22 protein-coding genes and 1 pseudogene are annotated in these 17,736 nt (G+C 50.6%); 2 read left to right on the forward strand and 21 right to left on the reverse strand.

Annotation, left to right across the window (positions count from 1 at the left end; genetic code table 11):
• Positions 1-14 precede the first annotated feature (14 nt).
• The 11 genes and pseudogenes from NE623_RS10180 to NE623_RS10230 form a co-directional block, all read right to left on the reverse strand.
• Positions 15-98: pseudogene (locus tag NE623_RS10180) on the reverse strand (Maff2 family mobile element protein); the annotation flags it as partial.
• A 91-nt stretch (positions 99-189) separates the two neighbouring features.
• Positions 190-1,860, reverse strand: a complete 1,671-nt coding sequence (locus NE623_RS10185) for a recombinase family protein (protein ID WP_005335872.1) — start codon at positions 1,858-1,860, stop codon at positions 190-192.
• A complete protein-coding gene (locus NE623_RS10190; RefSeq protein WP_007047419.1) occupies positions 1,861-2,058 on the reverse strand; it encodes a hypothetical protein in 198 nt (65 codons plus the stop codon). It lies immediately after the preceding gene.
• Positions 2,059-2,299: 241 nt separating this feature from the next.
• The gene (locus NE623_RS10195) at positions 2,300-3,637 is read right to left on the reverse strand and encodes a virulence-associated E family protein (RefSeq protein ID WP_007047420.1); all 1,338 of its coding nucleotides are present in this window, start codon (positions 3,635-3,637) and stop codon (positions 2,300-2,302) included.
• Positions 3,606-4,250, reverse strand: coding sequence for a CHC2 zinc finger domain-containing protein (locus tag NE623_RS10200; RefSeq protein ID WP_002595104.1), 645 nt, complete (start codon positions 4,248-4,250; stop codon positions 3,606-3,608). Before NE623_RS10200 ends, NE623_RS10195 begins: the two co-directional genes overlap by 32 nt.
• 66 nt (positions 4,251-4,316) lie before the next feature.
• A complete protein-coding gene (mobQ, locus tag NE623_RS10205; protein WP_256272271.1) occupies positions 4,317-5,891 on the reverse strand; it encodes a MobQ family relaxase in 1,575 nt (524 codons plus the stop codon).
• A gap of 103 nt (positions 5,892-5,994) precedes the next feature.
• Positions 5,995-6,411 carry a hypothetical protein gene (locus tag NE623_RS10210; RefSeq protein WP_002595106.1) on the reverse strand — a complete coding sequence of 139 codons (417 nt, stop codon included), beginning with the start codon at positions 6,409-6,411 and terminating at the stop codon, positions 5,995-5,997.
• 2 nt (positions 6,412-6,413) lie between these two features.
• Positions 6,414-6,611, reverse strand: a complete 198-nt coding sequence (locus NE623_RS10215) for a helix-turn-helix transcriptional regulator (protein ID WP_002595107.1) — start codon at positions 6,609-6,611, stop codon at positions 6,414-6,416.
• Between the two features lie 317 nt (positions 6,612-6,928).
• Complete coding sequence (locus tag NE623_RS10220) at positions 6,929-7,225, reverse strand: DUF3847 domain-containing protein (RefSeq protein ID WP_227064846.1); 297 nt, start codon at positions 7,223-7,225, stop codon at positions 6,929-6,931.
• Positions 7,218-7,559 (reverse strand): hypothetical protein, encoded by a 342-nt coding sequence (locus tag NE623_RS10225; RefSeq protein WP_002595108.1) that lies wholly within the window; start codon positions 7,557-7,559, stop codon positions 7,218-7,220. The genes NE623_RS10220 and NE623_RS10225 overlap by 8 nt, the downstream gene beginning before the upstream one ends.
• Entirely contained in the window at positions 7,556-7,744 is a 189-nt protein-coding gene (locus tag NE623_RS10230; RefSeq protein ID WP_002592123.1) for a hypothetical protein, read from the reverse strand. The genes NE623_RS10225 and NE623_RS10230 overlap by 4 nt, the downstream gene beginning before the upstream one ends.
• Before the next feature lie 483 nt (positions 7,745-8,227).
• On the opposite strand from NE623_RS10230, the gene NE623_RS10235 reads away from it, so the two are divergent.
• Entirely contained in the window at positions 8,228-9,034 is an 807-nt protein-coding gene (locus tag NE623_RS10235) for a helix-turn-helix domain-containing protein (protein ID WP_005924756.1), read from the forward strand.
• Between the two features lie 61 nt (positions 9,035-9,095).
• Here the strand turns inward: NE623_RS10235 and NE623_RS10240 are convergent, their stop codons facing one another.
• The 4 genes from NE623_RS10240 to NE623_RS10255 form a co-directional block, all read right to left on the reverse strand.
• Positions 9,096-10,058 (reverse strand): DUF3658 domain-containing protein, encoded by a 963-nt coding sequence (locus NE623_RS10240; protein ID WP_005927687.1) that lies wholly within the window; start codon positions 10,056-10,058, stop codon positions 9,096-9,098.
• 29 nt (positions 10,059-10,087) lie between these two features.
• Positions 10,088-10,465, reverse strand: a complete 378-nt coding sequence (locus tag NE623_RS10245) for a TnpV protein (protein WP_256272270.1) — start codon at positions 10,463-10,465, stop codon at positions 10,088-10,090.
• Entirely contained in the window at positions 10,425-10,787 is a 363-nt protein-coding gene (locus tag NE623_RS10250; RefSeq protein ID WP_022742028.1) for a helix-turn-helix domain-containing protein, read from the reverse strand. The genes NE623_RS10245 and NE623_RS10250 overlap by 41 nt, the downstream gene beginning before the upstream one ends.
• Before the next feature lie 193 nt (positions 10,788-10,980).
• Entirely contained in the window at positions 10,981-12,597 is a 1,617-nt protein-coding gene (locus tag NE623_RS10255) for a recombinase family protein (protein ID WP_002596236.1), read from the reverse strand.
• Positions 12,598-12,822: 225 nt separating this feature from the next.
• On the opposite strand from NE623_RS10255, the gene NE623_RS10260 reads away from it, so the two are divergent.
• Positions 12,823-13,023, forward strand: a complete 201-nt coding sequence (locus tag NE623_RS10260; protein WP_002596235.1) for a hypothetical protein — start codon at positions 12,823-12,825, stop codon at positions 13,021-13,023.
• Positions 13,024-13,087: 64 nt separating this feature from the next.
• Here the strand turns inward: NE623_RS10260 and NE623_RS10265 are convergent, their stop codons facing one another.
• From NE623_RS10265 to NE623_RS10290, 6 genes are read right to left on the reverse strand one after another with little or no spacing between them, the layout of a single operon-like run.
• Positions 13,088-13,282 (reverse strand): transposon-encoded TnpW family protein, encoded by a 195-nt coding sequence (locus NE623_RS10265; protein ID WP_002596234.1) that lies wholly within the window; start codon positions 13,280-13,282, stop codon positions 13,088-13,090.
• 14 nt (positions 13,283-13,296) lie between these two features.
• Positions 13,297-14,139, reverse strand: coding sequence for an ATP-binding protein (locus NE623_RS10270; RefSeq protein ID WP_002596233.1), 843 nt, complete (start codon positions 14,137-14,139; stop codon positions 13,297-13,299).
• A complete protein-coding gene (locus tag NE623_RS10275; RefSeq protein ID WP_002596232.1) occupies positions 14,136-14,987 on the reverse strand; it encodes a replication initiator protein A in 852 nt (283 codons plus the stop codon). Before NE623_RS10275 ends, NE623_RS10270 begins: the two co-directional genes overlap by 4 nt.
• Positions 14,988-15,002: 15 nt before the next feature.
• Positions 15,003-15,389 (reverse strand): cysteine-rich VLP domain-containing protein, encoded by a 387-nt coding sequence (locus NE623_RS10280; protein WP_002596231.1) that lies wholly within the window; start codon positions 15,387-15,389, stop codon positions 15,003-15,005.
• Positions 15,379-17,004, reverse strand: coding sequence for a relaxase/mobilization nuclease domain-containing protein (locus NE623_RS10285; protein WP_002596230.1), 1,626 nt, complete (start codon positions 17,002-17,004; stop codon positions 15,379-15,381). The genes NE623_RS10280 and NE623_RS10285 overlap by 11 nt, the downstream gene beginning before the upstream one ends.
• On the reverse strand, positions 16,976-17,374 hold the full coding sequence (locus NE623_RS10290) for a plasmid mobilization protein (RefSeq protein ID WP_002596229.1): 399 nt from the start codon (positions 17,372-17,374) through the stop codon (positions 16,976-16,978). Before NE623_RS10290 ends, NE623_RS10285 begins: the two co-directional genes overlap by 29 nt.
• Positions 17,375-17,736 lie beyond the last annotated feature (362 nt).

Genomic DNA, 17,736 nt, shown 5'->3' on the forward strand with positions numbered 1-17,736 from the left:
TCACCGCCGGACGATCAACCGAACAGTCCGGAGAGCAGAGGTACAAGGGTGATGCCGATGAGGGCGACACCGCCGCCGGCCATCAACTGTTTTATCCCCAATTAGGTGTAAAACTCTGCTCGATGGCGGGCGGCGGCGTACAAAAAATCTATATGGTATTTTTTAAGAGAACCGTCCCGGCGGGACAGGTCAGGCAGTGACCTGTTCCACCTCCGGGATGGGTTTGAGATTAAAATGAATTTCGATAGAAATGTGTCTTGTTTTATCTTCGTCAATGCGCTCATGCACGACGATTTCTTTGATTAAGCGGTTGAGGGTGGCTGCGTCCAGCTCTGTGATGTTGGCGTATTCCTGAATGGCTTCCACCCATTGTTTTGCGTCATTGGCAAGCTGGACTTCATCGGACAGCCGCTTTCTGCCCTCGGACACTTTTGTTTTAAGCTCCGTCTGCTCGGTCTGTGTCTTTTCCAGCATGGTGTTGAAATTCTGCTCACTGATACGCCCTGCAATCATATCCTCATAAAGCCGCATGACCATTTTGTCCAGAACCTCAATCCGTTCCTCGTCCCTTGTAAGGGAGCGTTCCATTGCTTCCCGCTGTTCCCGCTGCTCGGCTTCACAGGTATTGGTCAGGCGGTCAGCAACCGCTTCCCCGTCCATCAGGGCAGCTCTGGCACATTCCCGGATTTTCCGCAGCACATGGCTGTAAAGGGTGTCATAGTCAATCCGGTGCTGGGTGCAGTGGTTCTTTCCAAAGGCATTGTAGGTCTTGCAGGAGTAAATCCGCTGGGGATGTTTTGCGTTTGTGTAGCGTATCGTCAGCGACTTCCCACACTCGCCGCATTTTATCAGTCCGGCAAACAGGCTGATTTCATTGGTCTGCCCCGGACGCTGGCGGGATTTCAGCTTGTTCTGCACAATATCAAAGCTCATGCGGTCAATCAGCGGTTCGTGCTGTCCCTCAACCACAACCCAGTCCTCCGGTTTCTTTTCCCCAATCGTGCCGATTTTGAAGCGGTAGTCTTTTTTCTGGGAAGCAATCGCCCCGGTGTAGACGGGATTCATCAAAAGGTCTTTGATAACGGAGAAGTCCCACATATACCGCCCGTTTTCCGGGTCTTTCTTTTCCCATTTGGTGCGGGTATTGCGAAGCCCCCGTTCCCGGTTCCACCATGTGGGGCAGGGGATTTTTTCTTCCTCCAGCCGTCTGCGGATATAGTTCGGACCATGACCGTTTAGGGCATATCCGAAAATCAGCCGCACAATCGGGGCGGTTTCCTCGTCAATGAGCAGATGGTTTTTGTCCTCCGGGTCTTTCCGATACCCAAACGGGGCAAGACACCCGGTAAACTGTCCTTTCTGCGCTTTCAGAAGATAAGAGGAATGGACTTTCTTGGAAATATCCTTGCTGTACATCTCGTTCAGGATATTCTTGAACGGGGCAATGTCGTTGTTATCCCGTAAGGTGTCGATACCGTCATTCATGGCGATATAGCGCACCCCGTTTCTTGGGAAAAAGTCCTCAATCAAATGCCCGGTTTGCAGATAGTTACGCCCCAGTCGGCTGAGGTCTTTCGTGATAACAAGGTTGATTTGCCTGCGCTCAATGGATCTCAACATTCTCTGTAAATCAGGACGCTCCATATTAAGACCTGTGAAGCCATCGTCCTGATAGACTGCCACAACCTCCCATCCCTGCTTTTCGCAGTATTTTTCCAGCATATCACGCTGGTTTGCGATACTGGCACTTTCGCCTTGCAGGTCATCGTCCTTTGACAGTCTGCAATAGACCGCTGCACGATAGCCCCCGGCAAGTGCCGAACCGATTGTTCTGTATTCCATTTCGTTCATCATAGCCATTTACCCACACAATCCAGACGGTATCCGGCTCTTTTGAACCTCATCTTCATTATACTTCAATTCTTTCTTTTTAGCAAGATATTCTTTTGTATTTGACTTGCCGTATTTCTGGGAAATCAGGCTGACGAACACATCGGTGGCGTCCAGCTCCCCGTCAAATACAGTGGTCACATGAATCTCTGTTTTGTTTTTTGCCATAGGCAGTTATCCTCCATACATGAAAATAGCCAGACAGAGGGTGTCGGCAACGAAGTCCGGCAACGGGCTTCAAAAGACCTTGCAAACAATCTCAATCTGGCGGTGGTTACTATTTATACTTTTCTTTTATTTTTCTGTTGTTTTGGTTGTCATAGGGGAGAAAAGCCCGCAGTTATGGGTTTTTCCCCGGCAACCGGCTCGGCAACGGGATAGCAACGAAGTCGGCAACGGGCTGTCATTTTCAGAATGGAAGCTCCATCTGCTCCGTGACCTCCACAAAACCGTCCATAGATTTTTCGGGCGGGTTGTCGGTGTCCGTTGCCGGGATTTCACGCTCCCAGCCCTTTTGTCTGCCATATTCCGCAAACATTCTTGGATTGGAAAAGTAGTTCCACCCGGTAATGCACTGGTTCATTATCTCGTTGATTTCCCGGATTTCCCATTGCTTCGGCTCGTCAAAGGTGTGATTTAAGGCTTCCTTGTAGAGCTGCTTGGAACAGACCGTTTCCCCGGTGTACTTATCAAGGTAAGCCTGTATCATCCCGGCTTTGGTGTCCTCCGGCATAAAATCCCGCTGGTGTTCTTTGAGATACCGCTGCATGGCTGGGCTGAATGACAGCTTGTACCTGCCGCTTCGGTAAATCTCCATTGCTTCCGCCCACATCTGGCTGATATAGGCTCTGGAAGCGGCTTCGTCCTCCAAAATGTGAACCTCGGCTTGCTCCGGGTACACCATGACCGGGATAAATCGGCGGTTGCCGGAACGGTCAAGGGGGAGAAAGTCAAGGGCGTTGGAAGTACCGCCGAACACGCACTGACGGGGACGGTCTGCCGGGTGGGTTTCATAGGGTATCTTATAAACCTCTTTCTGTCGGCTTAGAAAAGACTTGATTTCCTCAATGCTCTTGGCATTGGCGGTTGCCATCATTTCCGACATTTCAATTATCCAGTGACCTTGCAGCTTGCGGTACACGTTATCATCGTCCAGCTTCCGCAAATCATCGGAAAACCACTCGTCCCGGACTGCCAGCAGACGGAAGAAGGTGGACTTGCCAGCCCCCTGACCGCCTACCAGACACAGCATGATTTCAAACTTGCTTCCGGGCTTAAATGCCCTTGTAATCGCCCCCAAAAGAAACAGCTTTAGGGCTTCATAGGTGTAATCGTCCACATCCGCCCCCAGAAAGTGCCGCAGACAGAAGCGGATGCGCTCCGTCCCGTCCCATGCAAGGCTGTTCAGAAAATCCCGGATGGGGTGGTACTTATTCTCATTCGCCACAATCCCGATGGCGGTTTCAATCTTTTTCTCACTGGTCAGCCCGTAGGTTTCCTCCAGATAGAGAAGCAGATACTTCATGTCTGTATCGGTCAGGGCTGTGCTTTCTCTGTGAAAACCGATGGGCTTTATGATGTCCTTTCGGTCGGTCAGGATGTTATAGGCGATTGCCCCGGCAAGCACCGGGTCACGCTGGAATACGGTCAGGCAGTTCCGTATGCTCTGGCGGACACCGCCTTTCTCGGTGGTTTCCAGAGTTGCCTTTACTTCCTCAACGCTCTGGGGCGGCTGCATGGCGTTCATGGTGTTTTTTAGTTCTTGCTGCGTCTGCGGCGGCAAGCTCTGCCATTCGCTGTTCAAGCTGTATCACATCCTTTCCATGTTCCGTAATCAGTGAAGCGATTTCCTCCGTATCCCCAAACAGCAGCACATCCAGCAGATATTCCACATGGGCTTGCTTCTGCAAGGCTTCCACGAACCGGGGATGAAACGCTTCCTCCGGGGAGTGCGGGGCATAGTCGGTTTTCCATACCCGTAAGAGGTGTAGATAATCGGCAAGGACACGGAAGCAATGTGCCTTTGCTTCCCGGAACTGTTCTTCCGGGGATTTCTGCCGGGGCTTGGGCTTCCTTGCCCTGCCCGGTGGCTTCCAGTCCTCATAGGCAAGCCCGAAGTCACTCGCCAACTGTGCGGCGGCTTCCTTTTTCCCCAGCCCGTACAGGGCAGCTACAAAATCAATCACATCCCCATCTGCACCACATCCGAAGCAGTGGAAACGCTTGTCCAGCTTCATGCTGGGGGTCTTATCGTTGTGGAACGGGCAGCAAGCCATCCCGTTTCTGTTTACCCGGATTCCGTAATGCTCCGCAGCCTGTCTTGTCGTAACGGACTGCTTCACAGCTTCAAATACATTCAAATCAATTCCTCCTTGTAAAAAAGAAAAGGCACTTATCATTCTCAATCTGAAAATGGCAAGTGCCTGTTAAAGTTCCATATCCTGTTGTTTGTGTTTCGTCTGCGCCGGGGCGTTTTTCTGTGCTCTCTTCTCGTCAGCCTTATCCTGCAAGACTTCTTTGAGGGGCTGCTTCTTGGGCGGCTCTTTGCTTTCCTCTGTGCCGGGTGTGGCTTTCCGTACCCAGTAGCGGATGTCCCACAGCTTCTTCAAATCTTCCTGCACCTCGGTCAACGGTACTTTCAAGTCTGCGATTTCGTCCACAAGCTTCGCCTGTTCCTGCAAAAGCTCCTTTTTCGTGCTGTCCTTATCGTCCGGGTGCTTGGCAAGGTAGGCACTGGCTTTCTCAAACCGGGCAACCTCCGGGTGTTCCAGCTTGAATTTTTCCTTAGTTTTCTTGAAAAATATCTTCTGGTATTTCTCATAAACGGGCTTACATTCCTTACAGTCCGTCCGGGCGGCAAGGATAGCGTCAATCACGTTGCTGCGGGTTTCCTTTGGCTTCATCTGCTTTCGGTAGTCGGCGGCAGATTTCCCGGACGTTTCTATAAAGTTTTCCAAATCCTCCACGGTGGAAAGTCCCTTTCTCTGGAGATAGGACAGGGCTTCGCTGACTGCCTTTAAGTCTTTGGAAGTCCCCCGGCTTTGTCCCGCCCGTGTCCAGCTGCTCCGTTCTGCCTTTCGTATCTCCATATACTTCATCAGCAGATTGGGAAGAAAGACCGCTTCCTCCGCAGCTTTTTGGGCAAGCAGTTCATTCCGCTTTTCGCTAAGCTCCGCAATCCAGCCTTTGAGATTTTTAATAAGCTGCCGGATGGACTTCATCAAACTATTGGCGGCTTTGATTTCTCGGTTCAGGTTGCCGATGTTCGTCTGAATCCCACGCTTTTCCATCTGCCGGACAGCAGCCCCTTCATGGACGGTAGGGATAATATCAAGCCCCTGTCTTTCGTAAGAACGGAGATCTACTCGTTCCGGGCGGTTGTTGGCTTCCAGATAGCGGTTTTGGATGACCTCCCATTCATGCCGCCAGATTTCGCCATATTTGCGGTCGTTCCAGTCAACCGTATCTTCCTTGTGGCTTTTCCACCTGCCGGACGGGAGCTTGATTCGTTCCCCGTTCTTATCAAGTTCATAGACCTTGCGGCTCTTGGGAAGCCATTTCCCACGCTCATCCATTGCCCGCATGGTCAGCATGACATGGGCGTGTGGGTTTCCGTCCCCTTTGTCATGGATGGCAAAATCCACGCACATTCCTTTGGAAACAAACTGCTGATTGCAGAAATCCCGGACAAGGGCGGCGTACTGGTCGGGCGGTATCTCTCTGGGAATGGAAAGCACCCACCGCCTTGCAAGCTGGGAGTTCCATTGCTTCTCAACAGCTTCGGCAGCGTTCCAGAGGGTGTTGCGGTCTGTGTACTCCAGGGGAGCGTTTGCCGGGAGCAGGATTTCATTGTGGACGATACCACGCTTTTCCGGGTAGTGTTTTACTTCCTGGTCATATTCACAGAACAGCTTTTCGCCGCTCTGGTAAGCAGCGGCGGCAACCGCAGACTGGCGGTGGCTGCGCTGCACAATAGAGATTTCGTTGTGTGGACAGGGCATTTTGTGTTCCTCCTTTCCGTTTTTGGACATAGAAAAAGCAGGATACCTTTTCAGATTTCCTGCTTGTTGTGCCGCTGGGGGCGGCGGGTATTTAGTAATACATTTACATAGTTTTGTGCAAGTACCAAAGTCGCACAATAAATACAATTTGTCCAATAGCATAAGCCCCAATAATAGTGAAACATGGGACTACTGTCATATATCCGGTGAAAATCAAAGCAAAAATAGAAACAGCAATCGTAACATTCATTACCTTGAAGCCACTTGCCATAGCAGCATTACTAAGCGAAATATTTCTCTCGTCATTTTCCTCTATTTCCATTTCTTTGGTTTTCTTAACGAACAAGTCGCACACACCAGATACAATCAGCAAAATTCCAATGAGAGATGTACCTACTACTATTAAGTCGGGACGTGGCACAGGTATTATTTCATGTACTCCCAAACCGTATGTTAGCAATCCTCCCAGTAGAATAATCATTCCTGTAACTGTCATTAAAATCAACAACCTTTTTTTCATAATCAATCCTCCTCGTAAATAAAAATTTCTTCAATACTCATGTTGAAATATCTGGCAATCTTAAATGCCAACTGAATAGATGGGTTATAGCGTCCGTTTTCCAAAGAGCCGATGGTCTGGCGTGATACTTCCAATGCATTTGCTAAATCTTCTTGCTTTATGCCTCGTTGCTTTCGTAATTCTTCCAGGCGATTTTTCATGTCATCCTCCTCTCTTATGGAAAGTTAACTTTCCATGCTTCCATTATATCACATAGTTCTTTTATGTCAAGTTAGCTTTCCATTTGCATTATATTTTATGAAACTTATCGGCTGGGAACAGCTTGCAACGCAAGGTGTCCCCAGATGGCAAGTCCACAAAAGGGTAGCTGGCGGCAGCCAGCGCAGGGGAAGCGTAGCGTCCCCTGTATGATTTGGAGCAGATCTTGACTGCGGAAAATCACAGCCCTCCGGCAAGGCGCCTTCGGAGAACGCAATGCACCAACCTCTGGGTGGTGTATAATTGCGCCCTTAGTAAACTAAGGGGTTTCCGGCTTCTCCCGTTCCAGCAGTTTTTTCAATAGTTCCTGCGTGTCCTGCCTGTGAAAAATGAGTTTCAACAACAGCATGACATCATCATCTGTCAGGCGTTCCGGCTCTTGCAGAAAACTTTCCAGCATACCGCCACGGGTACAGAGCCGGTGCGTTCGTTCCTTTCGGGTAAGCTGCTTTAACTGGTACTGCAATGCCTTTTCATCATTGATGGCTTTCTGCAGTTTCTTTTCGCTTTTCTCCAGCTCCCAGTTGAGTTTTTCCAGCTTTGAGGTCTCAGGCAAGGGCAGCGTCCTCCTTTCCCGGTATCAGCACATAAATCCGGTTTGGTTCTCCCACGCCCTGACGCACCCGCATGATAAGCCCAGCGGTTTCCAGTTCATTCAGAGAACGCTTGACCGTCATGGAGTTGCGGGACAGGACTGTAGCAATGGCTGTGACAGGGAAGCAGACAAACAGGATTCCGTTTTCGTCCTCCTGCCCTTTGGATAGCATAGCGTCCAGCATCCGGCAGTACATGACCTTTGCGGTGCTGCTGACTGGAAATCCTGTCAACGCTATGGGAAATGGCATACACGGCGGCAATGGTGTGTCTATCGTCATAAATTCAAAATTCATTCGGTGTGTTCCTCCTTTTTCTTTGCTCGTTTGGATAAATAACGGGGGCAGTCAACCACAACCGCCCGGAAGCTCTGCCTGCACCCATGCTGGCATTTCCGGCATAATTCGTTGTAAGTGACACGCCCCCGGTCATTGAGGTAAAAGGAAAGCTCATGCTTCCTCTTTTTGCTCATTCTCGGCATATTGCGCTTCCTCCCGTTTTTGTGTATGGTTTCGGGGCGATTTTCGGCAAAATTACGGTCATAGAGCCGCTTAAAATCTCCCGAAGTATCAGCGATAGGGTAGACTATCCCCCTATCAGATTGTCGTGTTTCGGTATCATTTCGGTGTCAGTTCGCCAGTTCTCCCCGGTGTCGTTCCTCCCCTGAATCTCACAGCGGCGTATCGCTCCCTTTGGTACGCTCGTTTCGGTCAGGGTTCCTCCATATCCCTGCCAAAATTCATGGCGCTACATCGCCGGGGAAGCATATCCCACACAGGCTGGTCATTCGATTGGAATAATCCATCGATGAACTACCTGTATCATAGAACATTTTTGTGCCCTGTGCCGTATGTCCACAAAGTAGGAATTAAGGGTAAAAATCAGAAATTTCCACGATTACGGAAAGTGTGATATAATCCAGATAAGCGGCAGCAATGAAACCGTTGGAAAGGAGCGTGTGCCCATGAAAGGAGCAACAAGCATACAGGAACGCCTTTGGGAACTCCGCAAGGACAAAGGCTTAAATCTGGAAGAACTATCAAAACTAACGGGTATTTCTAAATCAGCCCTTGGCAGTTATGAAAAAGAAGATTTTAAGGAAATCAATCATGGCAACCTTATCACGCTGGCAGACTTCTATGGGGTTTCCGTCGATTATCTGCTGTGCCGGACAGAGAACAGGGAGCAGATCAACACGCCACTGACGGAGCTGCATTTGAACGATGAAATGGTTGCACTTCTGAAAAGCGGACGGATCAACAACCGTCTGCTCTGCGAACTTGCCACCCATAAGGACTTTATCAAGTTTCTTGCGGACATTGAGATTTATGTGGATGGGATTGCCACCATGCAGATTCAAAACCTCAACACCCTTGTCGATACTGTCCGGCATGAAATCATAGAACGGTATCGCCCTGGCGAAGATGACCCACATTTGAAAGTGCTGCAAGCCGCCCATATCAGTGATGATGAATATTTCAGCCACATGGTTCTGGATGACCTAAACCTGATTATCCGGGATATTCGGGAAACCCATAAAAAGGATAGTGAGAGTGCGCCCCAGACCACTGTTGCCAATGAACTGAAAGAAAATCTGGAAGCGGTCGAAAATTTCAAGGGCAGCCGTTTGGAAAAACTGGCAGTGCTTTACTGCAAGCAGCTCGGTATCAACTATAAAAATCTGTCAGATGAAGAATTTCGCTGGCTTATTCGGATTCTCCAAAAATCAAAGAAAACGGGAACGCCTATCAACCAGAGGAAAAAACGGTAAAGGAAAACCGCTGTTGCATGGTTTGTTGGATTCCATGTAGCAGCGGTTTGTGCTGTGGTTATTACTTCATTCGTTTTCTTAATATTCGGCGATAATTTGTTTCTCCCTTTGGTGCGTCCTGTATAATTTCCAACACACCATCTTCAAGCATTTTATCAATGCGATTGGAAATCCATACATCACTAATTCCAAGTTGATATTTTCCTAAAACATTACCTATGACAATAGCCATTTTGAATTGCTCTGGCTGTTCCGCAATTTCACGAAGAATGAAACTATCATATATATCTTCTGAAACGCTTTGCAATTTACCATTTAACATTGCACGCAAAGGTGCATTTTCATTTTGAAGTTGATTCCATTTCATAGCACAAGCTGAAAGAAATACAGGATTAGCTTTCTCTTGTAGAGTTATATAGTTTCCCCATTCGCCAGGAGAGACCTCGCCCCATGCTATTTTGGATGTCATAGTATTTTCTTTTCCATATTCCCATGTAGGTAACTTAACCAAATAAATTGTTGTCTGGCAGTTTAAGGGTTGAAGTTGTTTCATAAGCCAATACATACCACAAAGCTCATCTGGATTATAGCTATACCAAATGCGAATTTCTTCCCCAGCTACATATCGTTCAATCACTGAGGTCAATGTAGTTTTAATTTTCTGTATTTTTTCTTCAACCTGATAATCTAAATCCTCTACAAAGCAGACAGACAGCATTTTCTTGAAAACATTTTTCCGCTGTTCGCCAATTCCATTATCAGAAATATCTCCCACACTAAGAGCCATATCAAAACAATAAACATCACAGCTCTTGCCTCCCAATGGAATAGCATTCTCCCAAGCAATGCGTTCTTGTTCCTGTGCTTGAAGCTGTGCTTTTTTCATTTCATCTGAAGATGGAACACTCCCGTCTTCATGCCTCATAAATATTGAAACAGCACTTCCTCTATACTTTCCCTTGCCGTAAGTTTGGGCAATTTTCAAACTTCCACAGGCACTTTCACCAAATACAATTTCAATCATCTTATATACCTCCGATTTAATTGCTCCCGTTATGAATAAATCATCTCATGCAAAACAATTTCTTCTGCCCGGTTATGAATGTTATTGCAACGCTGCACCCATTCCATTTGGTGGGTACGCTTCAATTCCTCGGTTACGCCCTCGGCAGTTTTCATCTGCTCCATGATGGTGTCTAACCGTTCCCGTGCCTGTTCGTTCAGGTCTGCAAGATATGTCCACAATTCCCCGGTCAGTATCAATGTATTCAATCTGGCTGGGTGGACTTCCCTTAAATATTCCCGGTGCATCCGTCCGTACTTTCCGATAGGGCGGTGTTCCTCCGGCAGTTTCAAGTCCGGGATGTAATAATCTCCGACAAGGATATAATCAATTCCGTTTTCCGTTATTCTTGGTTTCAATTCGCTCATGTTCCTTACCTCCTGTGGAAGCAGGCTCGTCTGGTACTAACTCAATCACATCAGTAATCTCACAATTCAGCGTTTCGCAGATACGGGCTAATGTATCCATGCTGATGTGCTTTCCCTCTTTGCTCATGTTGGCAATCATATTTGTTGTCATACCAGCGGCAAGCCTTAAATCCTCTTTTCTCATATCACGCTCTAACAGTGTGTGCCAGAGTGGTTTATAGCTGATGTGCATATTGTTTTCCTGCCTTTCTATCCATACCACCGGGGCGGCTGCCCCGGCAGGAACTTTTCTCTTATTATAGCACCAATCTTGTGAAATCACAATTTATTCTTGTAGCCTGCCGCTGATACCGTCTGGATTGTGCTCTTCCTTTCGTTTTTTGTTCCAACTAATTAGCCATGAACTGTTTCATACCCTGGCTTTTTGCTTATGTGTGATAAAGAAGCAATAGAAGTGCAAAAAATTTTGCCGTTCCTATCCGACACTTGGCCATTGTGTCGGATAGGTCGGGCGGTTATTCGGGCAAGTCAATCTTGCCGACAAAGCTGTAATAAATCTCAATGTCCTGCCTGCGGGTGCCGTTCTCATCATAGCTGCACTCATGCACCACAATTTTCTCGATCATTTCCCGCAAGAGAGTGGGGGTCAGTTCTTCAAAGGCAAGGTGCTTGCGGACAATGCCCATAAATTTCTCGGCGTTGACGGTAGCTGCCTGTGACTTGTCCAGTTCGGCTTGCAGGGCGGCGGCTCTCTTTTTCAGCTCCGCTTGCTCGGCTTCGTAGTCAGCCGACAGTTCCATGAAACGCTCATCGCTGATTTTGCCGTTTACATTGTCCTCATACAGCCGCTTGATAATGCGGCTGATTTCAGAAATGCGTTCCTGCGCCTGTTCAAGCTGCTTGATGGCTGCGGCGGTCTTTCGCTTGCCGCCGATCTCGTTCTGCTGGACAAGTAGTTTCACAAACCGGCTCTCATGCTTGGCTGCGTATTCGGTCACTTGCCGGAGATTTGCCAGGACACCAGCGGTCAACAGATCGGTGCGGATAAAGTGCGCCGTACAGTTGCGGGTGCGCTTCTTGTAGCTGCCGCAGATGTAGCAGTCCTGTTTGCGGTCTTTGTTCTGATACCGCTGCTGATACAGCACATGGCCGCAGTCGGCGCAGAACAAAATCCCGGAGAACAGCCCCACTTCATCGTAGCGGTTCGGGCGTTTGCGCTGTTTGCGTAACTCCTGCACCCGTTCCCATGTTTCCTTGTCGATGATCGGCTCATGGTGGTTCTCGAAAATGGCCTGCTTCTCGACGGGGTTCTCTATGCTGTGCTTGACCTTATAAGAAGGCTTTTCCGTTTTGAAGTTCACCAGACATCCGGTGTACTCTCGGTTTTCGAGGATATGAACGACGGTGTTGGTCGCCCATTTGCACTCATAGCCTGGGTGATAACGGCGGGTGCTGCCTGTCCGCTGATATTCCAGCGTCCCCGGCGTGGGGATTTGCTGCTCCGTCAGCATACGGGCAATCTTGGTCGGGCCGTTCCCGGCAAGGCAAAGCTGGTAAATCTGCTGCACCACCGGGGCGGCTTCCTCGTCTATAATAAAATTCTCGTCCTCGTCCATCACATAGCCGTAAACCGGCTTGCTGGTAACAGGCTTGCCGCTCATGCCTTTTGACTTTTTCACTGCCTTGATTTTCTTGCTCGTATCTCTCACCAGCCATTCATTGAACAGATTTCGCAGCGGGGTAAAATCGTTGTCCATGCCCTCGCTGGCACTGTCCACATTATCGTTGACAGCGATAAAACGCACACCCTTTTGAGGGAACAGCATTTCCGTGTAAAACCCTACCTGCAAGTAGTTTCGCCCTAACCGGCTCATGTCCTTGACGATGACCGTACCCACTTTCCCGGCTTCAATGTCCGCAAGCATGGCTTGAAATCCGGGCCGCTGGAAGTTCGCGCCGGAAAAACCGTCGTCGGTGTACCAGCGCAGATTGGTAAAGCCGTTCTGTTTTGCGTAGGTTTCGAGTATCCTTTTTTGGTTCGATATGGAATTACTCTCGCCTTGCAATTCATCCTCGTGGGACAATCTCGGATAAAGGGCGGTAATGAGGTTTTGGGTGGCTTGTCTTAACATAAAATCCTCCGTTTCCGACAGCCAGCCCCACTATTCCGTGGTTTCATTGTACCACGGAACGGCGGGGGCTGTACAGCGGCAAAAGCGTTAAATTTGCTTCTTTACAGCTTTTCAATTTTCCGATTTTTATGGTATGGGTTGTCGTCCCATATTTGCAGTAGAAAAGTTCATAACTCCGTGGTATACTCTGATTTAACAAAAAAATCAGAAGTTAAAGGAGAAAACATGAAGTATACAATAGATGAATTAACCGCGGCCAAAAGGCAAATTGATTCAACTCTGCACAAGCTAAGAGAAACAGTAAAAACATTTGAATCAAAGGATAATTCCGAGCGTTATAAATCACAAATCACATTGGCAAAGAGAAGAATAAAAGCCTTTGAAATTGCAAATTATTTTATAGAGAATGAGATTAAGAATTGCTAAAGCACTTCCGATTTTCGTTCCAGCGGTCATGCTCCCTGGCATGGCCGCTTTTCCATGCCCCGGTTCACGCCGGATAAGTCGGCTCCTGTGTAGCAGCGGCTTCCGCTTCCAGTACCCGCGCCATTTTGTCGGCGGCTGTGGTTGTGGTGTCTTTCTTGAAATAGCCGGACACGACAAGGACGGAATTGCCCATGCGGATTTCCGTCACACAGTCAGGGCGGCGGGTGGTGCGGGTGTCGTGCTGCTTGTTATCTGCCATAGGCAATACTCCTTTCAGTCGGTAATCAGTTTCTTCATGCTCTCCATTTTCCGCTTGGCGGTTTCCTGCCGGAAGTTGTCGCCGGTAAAGCGTACCGGGACGCACATGGAAAGCAGGCGGTCATAAATCCGGGAATGGGCGGTGTCCTCCGGGTTGTGCAGGTCGTCCAGCGTAAGGTTGGTCGTGACGATCAGCGGCTTGCCGCTGCGGTAACGGCTGTCAATCACATTGAACACCTGTTCCAGCCCGTATTCCGTCCCGCGTTCCATGCCGAAGTCGTCAAGGATCAGCAGCGGATAACGACAAAGGCGGGAAATGTACTCGTTGCGCCCCTCAAAGCTGGCGGCAAGGTCATTGAGGATAAGAGCAAAGTTCGTCATGCGGACGGGGATTTCTTTCTCCATGAGGGCGTTTGCGATACAGCCTGCAAGGTAGCTTTTGCCGGTGCCTACGCCGCCCCAGAACAGGCAGCCGATATTGTCTGTCCGCATATCTTCCCAATGCTCCACATACCGGCGGGCAAGCCCGGTCTGCGGGTTCCTGCCGTTGTCGTTCTCGAAAGTCCAGTCCCGCATGGTGGGGTCGGTAAAGCCCCGGCGTTTCAGTTCTTCCACGGTGTCAAGGTGTCTGCGCCGCTTTTCGGCGGCTTCCCGTTCCTCGCGGGCGGTTCTCTGGCAGTCGCACTCTGCCGGGTGGCGGTCGCGCCCGAAGATAGCGGCCTTATCCGGCGCAAAATAGGCTTCTTTCGGCTTGCGGCACTTGCCGCAGTACAGTAAACCGTCCTCGCCGGTGTAGTCCTCCGGCTCCGGGATGGTGGTCGTCATATTCTCCAAAACCGCGTTGATTTCATTCTTCATAAACTCTCGCCCTCCTTGCATGAGTAGTCTGGTATGCCCTTTTTAGGGGCTTCCTTTTTGTCGTTCCCCGCCCATATCCGCAGGGCGGCGGCATAGTTCTGGTAGCTTTTCCCGTTGGCGGCAAGGTAGCGGCTCATTTCCTCGATGAACCGTTCCAGCCTGTCAGGGTACTCTGCCTGCAACTCGTCGTATTCGGTCTGTGACAGAAAAATATTTCCATATCGGCCATAGGGCGCGGACGGCCCCCCACTCACTCCCTTTGTTTGGCTCTCTGTAAGGTTGTTTATAGTAGTTTGGTTAGGGGACGGTTTTCCGACCATCATAAGGTCGGTTTTCTGACCATCAGTAGGACGGTTTTCCGGCTCTATGAGGGGCGGACTTCCGGCCATCAGTTGGTCTGAAAACTGTACCTGTGGCACTGGCGGTACTTTGACATAAAGCCGGTTCGGTGCGGAGAAGCCGCCCCGTTCCCGTTCCAACAGCCCCGCCGTGTCCAGTTCATTAAGCGCCCCCTTGATGGTGGTGCTGCCTTTATCCAGTATTTCTGCTATCTCCGCGATGGGATAGATAATATAAATCCTGCCCTCGTCGTCCAGCCACTTGTTTTTCTGGGAGAGGGTGGAACGGTCTAACAGCAGCGAATACAGCAGCTTGGCGGTCTGTGAAATCTCCATTTTCAGCAGGAAACGGGGATACGGCAGATAGGCGGGCAGCCGCGTGTCTGCCCTGATATAATCAGCGATAGGATCACCTCCCTGTGTTCGGGTTGATTTTGGCGTATTGTCACGCATTAAAACGCCGTTTCCGGGGGAAAAGGATAAATGTATCGCGTACCCTTTGACACCCACGAAAAAAGCCTTGATTTATGCGGGTTTGAAAGGCTCTAAAGCGTGACATCTCTGCCTTTGTTTCCGCTTTCTCTCGGCGGCTTTGATTTTCTTCATGCGCCCGGCGCAGTCGGGGCAGTATTTTCCCCGGTTGGATTTGGGGACAAAGGCCGCCCCGCAGACGGCACACCGTTTCCGGCTTCCCCGGCACAAGAGGGCTGCGGCCAGCTCCCCGTCAAGGGGCAGGACAGCCACACGGAACCAGTGGCACATGAGGGAAAAGGAAATGCTCTGGACGCACACGCAAGGCTCCCCGTCGTCCAATAGCAGGCAGTTCCCCTCATCGTAGTTACAGCACTCATGTACCAGCCGCCGCGCCCGCCGGTGCTGGCGGTAGTCCATGTGGGGCAGGTTATCGCTCATGGCTCTGCTCCTTTCTGCGGTGCGGCTCGTCCCGGCGCAAAATCTGGTCGATGTTCCGCTTGACGGTCTGCAACTCCTTGAACCGCTGTTTCTGTTCGTGATAGGTGTTATACAGGCCGTCTTTCTCGGAGATAAGCTGCTCGATCTCGGCCTGCAACGCTTTCCGGGCGGGCAGCTTGGTAATGCCATGCGCCTTGAAATACCGGGCTGCTGCGTCGGCTATGATAAAATCGCTCTCATGGGCCTGCCGGTATGCGGCGCGGGCTTTCTCGGATTTCTGTGCCCGCAGCCCGTCGCGGGCGGCCTTGGTCTGGGCGTAGGCCAACACCTGCCGCTGCAACTTCTTTTTCCCTTGCAGCTTCGTTTCCAGTGCTTTCAGTTCGCCGCTGGTCTGGCGCATTTTCTGATAGGCGGTGTCAACGGCGGCTTCTAACTGCTCCGGGGAAGTAAAGCCGTATTGCTGGTAGACGGACAGCGTTTTGGCGGCCTGCTTCAGATTGTGTATCTTCGCCCAGCGTTCATAGCCCCGGCCTTTGCCCTCGGCCATTTTCTGCTCAATGTCCACAAGCCGCTGCACTCCGTCCTGTTTCGGGGCGGCTATCTCGGCTCTGGCAACCTGCAAGCGGTCTTTTATGGTGCGTGGGGGATCGGGGGATCTGGCTGGCGCTTCGGCTGCTCTGGCGGCGTTTTGCTCTAAAACGGCAAAGACAGCGGCGCGGTCAAAATCGTCGCCCAGCTTCCGGGCGGTAATTGGCTTTGTCCTGTCCGGCGTGAGGTAGGAAAGCCGCCCCCGGCTCTCCTTGACGGTCACACCCTCCTGCAGCAACAGAGAGGAAAACTCGTCAAAGCTGGCGGCGGTGGCAAGGGCTTTCCGTAGGGTCTGCCGCAGCTTCTCCTTGTTCGTTTCAAACTTGGTCTGCCGGGGCGTGATACTATCGGCAATCATGGGGGCGTTCTGCTTGTCCAGCGCGGCCTGTCCCTTTTTCTGCGCCCAATACTCCCGGTCGGTGACGCGGTTCTTGCTGCCGTTCAAGAGGTCGATTTGATAAAGCCCCTCCCGGTGGCACATCTCCATGACTTCGGATTTGAAGTAGCGCAGGGCAGCGTCGGTACATCGGTGCTTGCAGCCGACTTTCGTATCGGCCGGCCTGTCCATGTAGGGCAGGAACGGCACTTCCTCAATCCGCAGGCTGTTTATGACGATATGCACATGAATGTTGCCGCTGTGGTTATGCCCGTCCGGGTGGGTGCAGACAAGGGCCTGGTGGCCGGGAAAATGCTCTTTACAGAATTGTTCCCCCAACGCCTGCGCCCGGTCTACGGTCAGGCCGTTGTCCGGCCCGTCCCGCGGGTCAAAGCTGATGATGTAGTGGTGGCTTTTCACATCTTCCCGCCGCTGGTTTTTCTGATAGCGGAGATTGGCCCGCATACACGCAACGGCAAAATCCTCCCCGTCGCAGTTCAGCGTGGACAGCCGGTAGTCCTCGCGGGGGATAAGCCTGCCGGTTTCATCAAGGACGGGCTTCATGGTAAACTCGTCATGCTCAAAGAGAAGATATTGCTCGGCGGCTCCGTAGTCGGCGTTTTTAGAGTTGATATGCTTGAGTGTTGCCAACCGCGTCACCTACTTTCTTGAGGACTTCATACTTGAGGACGGCAAGGTCGGATATGGCGGCGCGTACCTCGCCGGAAAGGGTGTTGTAGGGTACGCCGTATTCGTTCAGATACCGGGCAATCTGATTGAGGTTGCCGCCGATCCTGCCGTACTCGGCTGTCAGCTTCCCGACAGCGGAAAGCAACTCGTCATTGACCGACGACACATGGACAACCGGGCGTATGGTCGCCCGCCGTATCGCCTGCCGGAGAAATTCGGACTGGCTGATACCATAGGGCGCAAGCCGCGCTGTGAAGTCGGCATACTCATCTTCGGACAGCCGGGTTTTCACAACGCGGCTGCGGTGGGGCGTGTTGTATTTCTTTCGCATGGTGTGACCTCCTTTCTCGCCCGTAAGGGCGCATGAGCAGGGTTTGGGGAAGGCACTCCCCAACAAGTTTCCCGCGAGGGGCAAAACTGCAGAATTGCGGATTTTGGCACCGTGGTAGAAACTTGCTCTCCGTGACTGCAAACTTTCTCTCACTTCCGTCCGCCACTTTTTTGGAAAACTGCAACCACAAAAGTTTGTTTCTCTTTTTCTGCTACTACTAATCCTGTAAAGGGCATTCCTGCCCGCTTTCGCTAAAATGACACCGGACGCAGTGGTTTCTACCCGGTGTTGGAGAAATCCTTTCTCTTTGCCCTCTACTACGGGTAAATGCTCCAAATGCCAAACACCAGGGCAGAAAAATT

The organism is Gemmiger formicilis, assembly GCF_024462815.1.
In the GTDB taxonomy this organism is placed as follows: domain Bacteria; phylum Bacillota; class Clostridia; order Oscillospirales; family Ruminococcaceae; genus Gemmiger.